The organism is Deltaproteobacteria bacterium, from assembly GCA_019308995.1.
Lineage (GTDB): Bacteria > Desulfobacterota > Desulfarculia > Adiutricales > JAFDHD01 > JAFDHD01.
The window spans coordinates 1-7,270 of the sequence record JAFDHD010000140.1; the positions used below are offsets into that span (position 1 = coordinate 1).

Genomic DNA, 7,270 nt, shown 5'->3' on the forward strand with positions numbered 1-7,270 from the left:
GGAAGTTCTGAGTCGCGAATTGAGCGTGGAGATTTATCGTTTGGAGAAGTGGCGCAAAAAGGCGCTGGCTGCTTTATCAAGCGGTTTGAAAGAGAGGGGCGGAGATCTTGTTCAAGCCGAACTGGATGCGGCGATGAAGCGGATCGGCGAGGGATTCATCGCCGCAAACGGCCCCGACGGCCTTTGCCGGGGATGATGCTGCACCAGGACGGATCAAGCCATGAATGGGTTCCAGGGAAAATCTGGGACTTGATCGTGACCATGGATGACGCCACCAGCGTCATTTATTCCGCCTTTTTCGTAGCAAAGGAAGGGACGATGAGTTCTTTCCTGGGCCTGGGGGAAATCATCCGGGAACAGGGCTTGTTCAGCTCCTTATACGCCGACCGAGCTTCCTACTACTGGCACACTCCCCAGGCTGGCGGTCAGGTGGACCGGACCAGACCGACCCAGGTCGGTCGAGCCCTTATACAGTTAGGCATCGAATTGATCCCGGCCTACTCTCCGGAAGCCCGAGGACGTTCAGAACGGATGTTTGAGACCCTGCAAAATCGCCTGCCCCAAGAGTTGCGCCTCCACAGTATTACCGACATGGAAGAGGCCAACCACTTTTTAAAAGCCGAATACTTGCCCGAGCATAATCGTCGTTTCGCCGTCCGGCGACAGAGGAAGGCAGCGCTTTCGTCCCCTGGGTAGGGGGTCGATTGGAGGATATTCTGAGCGTGCAGGAAGAACGAACGGTCAGTAACGATAATACCGTGCGTTATAAGGGACTTGTCCTGCAAATCCCGCCGGACAAACATCGATACCATTACGTAAAGACCAGGGTGCGTCTCCATGAATATCCAGACGGAACTTATGCCGTCTTCCATGGCCCCCGTAAGCTGGCTCAATATAGTGATCAGGGACAAATAGTAAATGGCCAACAAGAGGCCCCGCCCGGTGTCATGCCACTTGCAGCGCGACACTAATTGAAGGTGTCGCTTACAAGTGTCTCGCTAATGGGCTCCTTCGATTTATCGGTCAATTGATGTGCTACATAAACCGTGATAATCACTGAAGAGAGAAGTTCCTGGTCGCCTTGTGAACTCACCCCCAATGGTTGTTTGTTAACCTTGAAACATTCTCGGTTTGCTGGACAAACAAAACCCCGTGGGTAAATCCCAAGGGGTTTTGGTCGGTTATCTCTTTGTTAAGTTGTTAAGCTGATAGTTCTTGTAATTAATCACACCTCAAGCCAGGAGTCACTGAACAGGGTGTGGCCCAGGATGACCCTGGCCGTTTTGACATAGTCCACGGCCTCTTTTTCCATGGCTGCATAATCATACTCCTGTCTGTCCATGACCCCGTAAACCAGGTCCACGATGTCCTGACGCTCGCCGCGGCAGATGGACATGATCTGATCGTCAAAGCCGTCAACGATACAGGAATACATGCCATTACGCTGAAGCATGATCATGAAAGTCTGGTTGATGATGGGCCGCAGATCGTCTGGCACACCATTGGAAATGTTGGACAGGCCGCAGGTGGAGAGGCAACCCGGACCTTCCGGATCAATGGCCGCCACGATGTCAGGCAGCATCTGCATAAAGGTCAGGGTGCTCACGAGCTGTTCCTGCTGGATGTTCACCGGTGTGATAATGGGATCAACCCAGATATCCTGCATGGGCACGCCTTCAGAGATGGCAGCAAAAATGAGCTCCGTGGCCAGGTTGGCTCGCTCGTTTTCATCCCTGGGTAGGCCTTCCGGCCCCCACAGGAGTGCGATCATGTTCGACCCGGCTTCCTTGCACATGGGAATCATCTCGGTGTAACGCTCGGACCGGGCCATGATGGAGTTGATGATCGGCTTCTGCTTGCAAACCTTGAGACCGGCCCGAATAGCTATGATGTTCGATGTGTCAAGGGACAGCGGCGTGTCAGTCACCTCCTGGACCGTTTCCACGACCCAGGTTATGAGTTCATCTCCCTGCTTCCGCGCCGGGCCGAGGTTGATATCAATGTAATCAACCTCTTTCGCGGTCAGTTGTTCGGCCATCTCCTGAATTGGTTTCGGATCTCTTTCTTTGAAGGCCCGGCCAATTCGCGTGTTTATAACGTTGAGGTTCTCGCCGATGGTTTTCATAAAGCTGTTATCAGGCATTTTTTCACTCCTTAAAGAAATGCTTAGGGTTATCCAAGCTTATATTCCTTAAGAAACTTGGAGATATGAGCGGCTTCACGCGGCCCGATGGTGACGTTCCATCCAGGCAGCTCCTCCTCGAGGTCACCGAGGATGGAGGCGGCATATCCGGGAATAACCAGGTTCTGGTGACTGATCTTGTCCGCAAGGTCGCTCTTTTTGATGAACATGCCCACGGCGTCGCCGACAAATTTACCTGCCGCCCAGGCGGTCAGGACAGATAGACCTTCAGTATCCATGATGGCCAGCCAGGTCGGAACGCGGCTGGCCTCGATCTCTCCGGAAACGATAAAGTAAGTCAGGGAGAAGTTCGAGGTCACCAGGAGCGGGGAGTTTTTATCCGGGCCGTTGATTTCATAAATGCCTTGGGTCACCGTCATAGGCCTCTGCGGATCGGTGAAGATATTGAGCCGTTCGAGCAGAAGCGGGAAGACAACGGAGCCTTCAAAATCGGATAAAACAACCAGGCCGGCGTACTTGGCAATAAGCCCGGCGCTGATCGCCGTCTGCATGGCCAGACTGTCTGTCATTTCGCAGGGGAAGGTGATGGTCGGGAAGCCCAGGGACTTGTCCTGACTAAGCAGCGCGGCCCGACGAATGGCCACCGAGTCCTCGAAGGACTGCTTGACGGTCCGAGCCCCGCTGTCCAACACCAGGTCTTTCAGTCCCATTTCGGTCAGCCTGGTGGTCAGCGGTAGCAGGCCTTCAATATTTTCAGCCTTGACCGCCAGCGGGCAGTCGGCCGACTCGGCCACCTTGGCCATCTCCTCGACATTATCCGCCGTGGCAGCATATATCAGCGGGTTGGCGTCTCCAACAGCATCCAGGGCTTTTTTCATGACACCAGCGTCCTCACTCATCAAAATGAGGCTTAAATCACTCTTGTCCATGATGAGCTTGGCCGCCTGGGCAAACCTGGCGCCATCACCATTTACAGCTTTCAGGGCTATCATTTCCGGCCGTAAGTTCAAACCGACCCGTTCATACTGGTAGGCCATGTAGCGCTGGCATTTCTCTTCAATGGCGGCCGGGTCTGTATCGTCAGTGACCAGGGCCGCGATGCCAGTCGGACTAAAGAATGTCTTTTCGTGCCGAAAAAGAACCGTCTCCCCTCCCATCTTGAGGGCCGTATCGCCGTAACCTATGGTCAGCGGCCGAATCGGCGGGGCTGAGGCCTCTGCCAGCAAGGCCCTGGATTCTTCAGAAACATAAGGGCAGGCGTCCAGATCGGCCTTGCCCGCAGCCAGATTCATGGCAAAAGCAAGACAGGTCGGAACACCGCATTCCTTGCAGTTGGTCTTGGGCAGCAGTTTAAAAATCTCTATTCCAGTAAGAGCCATTCTGTACTCCTTGTTAAAGGGTTTGAATACGGCCCCCGGTCAATGACCGGAGGCCGTATCGAGGTTAGCCGATCAGCCCACAATGGGGTCCATGTTCAGGGCTGGATGCTCTTTTTCCTCGAGGAAAGACATAATCTCTTCCTCGGTGATGCCGACGGTTTCGTCGGCGATACGGTCGAGCAGATCCGAACATCCCAGTTCATCGCCTCTCCTGATAATACCTTCCTTCAGTTCCTCTTTAAGAGACTTGGGCATCCAGACCATGCGCAGCAGGCCGCCGTCACCCAGGATAAATTTCCTCTGGGTGGTATTATACTTGCCATGGCCTACAAAGCCGGGTGTGGATTGCCCGCCGCCGATGGTGCCTGCCAGGGTGCTGAACTTCATGCCGCAAGGGGTCTCGCCGGTGTAATCCCGGTGGACCGTCATAACGCCGTTGCATGCGGGCAGCACCGCGGCGATGCACTCGCAGCACCCGCAGGTTGTCATGGGGTCATGGACGATGCTGTAGAAGTTATAGTGGTCAATGGCCTGGCGGGAGGCCTGGAAAACGAAATCGTTGACGCCTTTCCACTGGCCTAACTTGGGGTCTATTATTTCGCCCTTCTCTACGGGCTGATTGGGTCCGGTGGGATTGATCTCGTAAGAGGCCTTACAATCCATCCAGTTGTAAGCCCCGCAGAGACCGGTCCGTTCCGGGCTGATCACACAGACATGGTTGGGGGCGAAACTCTGACAGAGCGTGCAGGAGTAATAGATCTCAGTCGTTTCGTCGGTCATGCCTTCCACACGGGCGTCGCGGGCATGGTAAATATCCTGAGCCTTGGCCACGATCTCGCCAACCTTGTCTTTCTCGGTGTAGAGGGTGATCTGGACCTTGTCAAAAACCGTACCGAAATCCTGGTGGAACTTGGCGTGAAGGATGGTTCCGATATGCTTGAGGGTAAAGCCCTTTTCCACGGCCTGCTCGCCGATGCGAATCCAGGAGATATCCCTCTGCCCGATATGCATGACGCCTTGGGCGTAGTTGATCAGATGGTGGATCTGTCGTTCCAGGATGGGTTCGAAGTCTTCCTGGAATTTCCGGCCGGCCACCTGCACGGTGATGGCCAGCGGCAGCCGGTCTCCTTTTTTCATATCCGGTATATCAGGGCCGATCAGCTCGACCTGACCATCCTCGACATCACCCATCTCGGCCATTTGCACCAGCTCGACGCACTGGGACCGGCCGCCGCCGATCTCCAGATAGAGGTCGTCCTTACGAATGCGCTCGCCTTCAAAGGCCGGGCCGTAGGACAGGGGGACATCAATCGAGGAAACGGTCGTTTTCAATCCCCGGACCTCAACCGACTTGGTAACGATTTCATCATGAATAACATTGGCGACCACGTGCTCGTAAGTGCAGACCCCGGTAGGCAAAACCTCGGGGATGTCCGTGTCGGCGATGGTGGGGAAGCCCCAGTTGATGGCGCCGGCCGCATTGGCCGCCCACTCTGCATTGACCTCGCCCAGGGCGTTGACAAAAGCGAAGACGCGATCTTTATTATACATGAGGTTGCCTTTATAATCACCCGGCTTGATCCCGCCAAAGGACATGGCCACGCGGTTGGCGAAACCAAGGGCGAACACCGCCGCGGATATGTCCGGGCCGAAAGGAACCAGGCGCGTGTTCCACCCGATCTGGACCCCGGCCTCGATCAACTGCTGGGCAAAGGTCGTGCCGCCCTGATTGGCGGCCATAAAGACATAAAGGTTGCGTTTCTGGTATTCCTCGGCGATCTGTTTGGCGATCTCCGGCGAAGGCGCCGCGCCGACGATGGCTGCAAAACCAGGAGCCGTGCCGTCCACGAACTCAATGCCGCGTTTCCTGAAGATCGTGTCCTCGGCCGCGCCAAGCCAGATCTTACCGTTATCCAGGTCCACCTCCTCGCTGACCAGATAGAAATTCGGGTCCTCGACGTAACGGAAGGCCTCCACCAGCTCTTCCGCAAAAATGGCCGCCATGCCGGCATCCAGAAGCGGCCCCAGATAAGGCAGGTGATTGCGGCCTTTGATATGAGGCGGCAGAAGCCCCCGGGCCACCTCCAAAGGCTTGGCCGCATCGGCCAGGGTCTTGACCGGAATGCCCAAAAGGGAATAGATAATAGGCAGGTAGTAGGCCGTGTTGGGGAACTCAAGTTTCTGGTCCGATCCGTACTTCTCGAGCATCTGGCTATACATGCCTTCAGCTTTTTGAACAATATTATACCCGCCCTGAATGGCGGCGAACGCTACTAATTTCGACACTTGCTTGTCCTCCTTCTTGGAAGATATATCTTGTTAAACCGCTTCCAGTTTCTGGCGGTCGGCCATATCCATAAGAACACGTTCGCGGGCCTTATCAATACCCAAGGCCTTGCGTTTCTTGTCAATGTGGGCGATCATCTTGGCCGCGTGTTCATAGGGGTCCTCGACCAGGTCCCACATGCCTCCGTAAAGGTCTTCCAGCTCATTAAAGAGGTGGTTCTGAAAGGCCGGAGCGCCGGTCACGGGCAGAGTCACTCCAAAGACGGTATAGACGCCCGAGACCACGAAATAATGCCCAATGCTGATGGCCTTTTCACTCATCCACTCCGGCGCGCTCCCCGCGGCGGGCAGGTCCGAGATATCCTTGCCCAGGCCGCCGGCCTTGACCACCTCGGTCGCGGCCATGAGGATGCGGGAGTTATCCACGCAGGAACCCATGTGCAGGACCGGCGGGATGCCCACGGTCTCGCACACCTCGGCCAGGCCGGGTCCGCAGTAAACCGCGGCCGCCTCAGGCGTAAGCAGCCCGGCCTTGCCGCAGGCTATGGCGTTACAGCCGGTGGTCAAAACGATAACGTCGTTCTTGATCAGTTCCTTGACCACTATCAGGTGATCGGAGTCATAACTGGTCCGGGCGTTGTTGCAGCCAACCACACCGCCAATGCCCCGGATGCGGCCGTTGATGATGTTATCGTTAAGGGGGGTGTAGGAACCGCGGAAGGTGCCGCCCAGATGATAATTAATGGCTTCGTAAGAAAACCCGGCGACCATGTTTTCCTTTTCCTCGGGGATCATGATCTCGCTTCGACGGTTCGGAAAGTTGTCAATAGCCGTTTTAACGATCCGCCGGCCGTCTTCCATGGCGTGGTGTTCGTCAAATTCGATATGGATCGTATGGCCGGAAGCAATCTTGGCCCTCGGGTTGGTGGTGATGATCTTGGTATGGAAGCAATCCGCCACGTTGGCGATGTTCTCCATGATGCACTGCACGTCCACCACCATGGCGTCCACCGCGCCGGTGATGATGGCCAGCTCCTGCTGGAGAAAATTACCGGCGATGGGCAGACCGTGCCGCATCAGGATCTCATTGGCCGTGCAGCACATGCCGGCCAGGATGATGCCGTTAGCGCCTTTGGACTTGGCATACTCTACCATCTCGGGATCCTGCGCCGCGGCTACGATCATTTCGGAAAGCAGCGGCTCATGCCCGTGAACGATGATGTTCACCTTGTCTGCTTCGAGAACGCCCAGGTTTATCTGGCCGGCAACCGGGTAGGGAGTGCCGAACAAGATGTCCTGGAGATCAGTGGCAATCATCGAGCCCCCCCAGCCATCCGCTATGGCGGCCCGGCTACATTGAGAGAGAATGTTCTCGTAATCCTGATCCACGCCGATATGGGTCCGATGCATGATTTCCACGATCTCGCGGTCAATACCGCGCGGCACCACCCCCAGCTTTTTC

At 55.8% G+C, this 7,270-nt stretch carries 7 protein-coding genes; 3 read left to right on the top strand and 4 right to left on the bottom strand.

The annotated features are described in order from the left end of the window. Window positions 1–19 precede the first annotated feature (19 nt). Genes JRI95_15470 through JRI95_15480 form a run of 3 tightly spaced genes read left to right on the top strand, consistent with a single transcriptional unit; the run spans window position 20 to window position 971 of the window. Complete coding sequence (locus JRI95_15470) at window positions 20–196, top strand: hypothetical protein (protein ID MBW2062941.1); 177 nt, start codon at window positions 20–22, stop codon at window positions 194–196. Beyond that, window positions 193–696, top strand: coding sequence for a hypothetical protein (locus tag JRI95_15475; protein MBW2062942.1), 504 nt, complete (start codon window positions 193–195; stop codon window positions 694–696). The genes JRI95_15470 and JRI95_15475 overlap by 4 nt, the downstream gene beginning before the upstream one ends. An 8-nt stretch (window positions 697–704) precedes the next feature. After that, window positions 705–971, top strand: a complete 267-nt coding sequence (locus tag JRI95_15480) for a hypothetical protein (protein ID MBW2062943.1) — start codon at window positions 705–707, stop codon at window positions 969–971. Window positions 972–1,225: 254 nt separating this feature from the next. On the opposite strand, the gene JRI95_15485 is transcribed toward JRI95_15480, so the two are convergent. From JRI95_15485 to cooS, 4 genes are all read right to left on the bottom strand, one after another. Next, window positions 1,226–2,125 (bottom strand): dihydropteroate synthase, encoded by a 900-nt coding sequence (locus JRI95_15485; protein MBW2062944.1) that lies wholly within the window; start codon window positions 2,123–2,125, stop codon window positions 1,226–1,228. 47 nt (window positions 2,126–2,172) lie between these two features. Further along, window positions 2,173–3,522: an acetyl-CoA decarbonylase/synthase complex subunit gamma gene (locus JRI95_15490; GenBank protein ID MBW2062945.1), complete on the bottom strand. Its 1,350-nt coding sequence runs from the start codon at window positions 3,520–3,522 to the stop codon at window positions 2,173–2,175. 72 nt (window positions 3,523–3,594) lie between these two features. Then, window positions 3,595–5,808 carry a CO dehydrogenase/CO-methylating acetyl-CoA synthase complex subunit beta gene (gene cdhC, locus JRI95_15495; protein ID MBW2062946.1) on the bottom strand — a complete coding sequence of 738 codons (2,214 nt, stop codon included), beginning with the start codon at window positions 5,806–5,808 and terminating at the stop codon, window positions 3,595–3,597. Window positions 5,809–5,841: 33 nt separating this feature from the next. Continuing rightward, a partial coding sequence (gene cooS, locus JRI95_15500; GenBank protein ID MBW2062947.1) for an anaerobic carbon-monoxide dehydrogenase catalytic subunit occupies window positions 5,842–7,270 on the bottom strand: 1,429 nt, incomplete at its 5' end.

Coding starts and splice junctions, on each gene's coding strand:
- JRI95_15475 (MBW2062942.1), top strand. CDS start 193: ATGATGCTGCACCAGGACGGATCAAGCCATGAATGGGTTCCAGGGAAA.
- JRI95_15485 (MBW2062944.1), bottom strand. CDS start 2,125: ATGAAAACCATCGGCGAGAACCTCAACGTTATAAACACGCGAATTGGC.
- JRI95_15490 (MBW2062945.1), bottom strand. CDS start 3,522: ATGGCTCTTACTGGAATAGAGATTTTTAAACTGCTGCCCAAGACCAAC.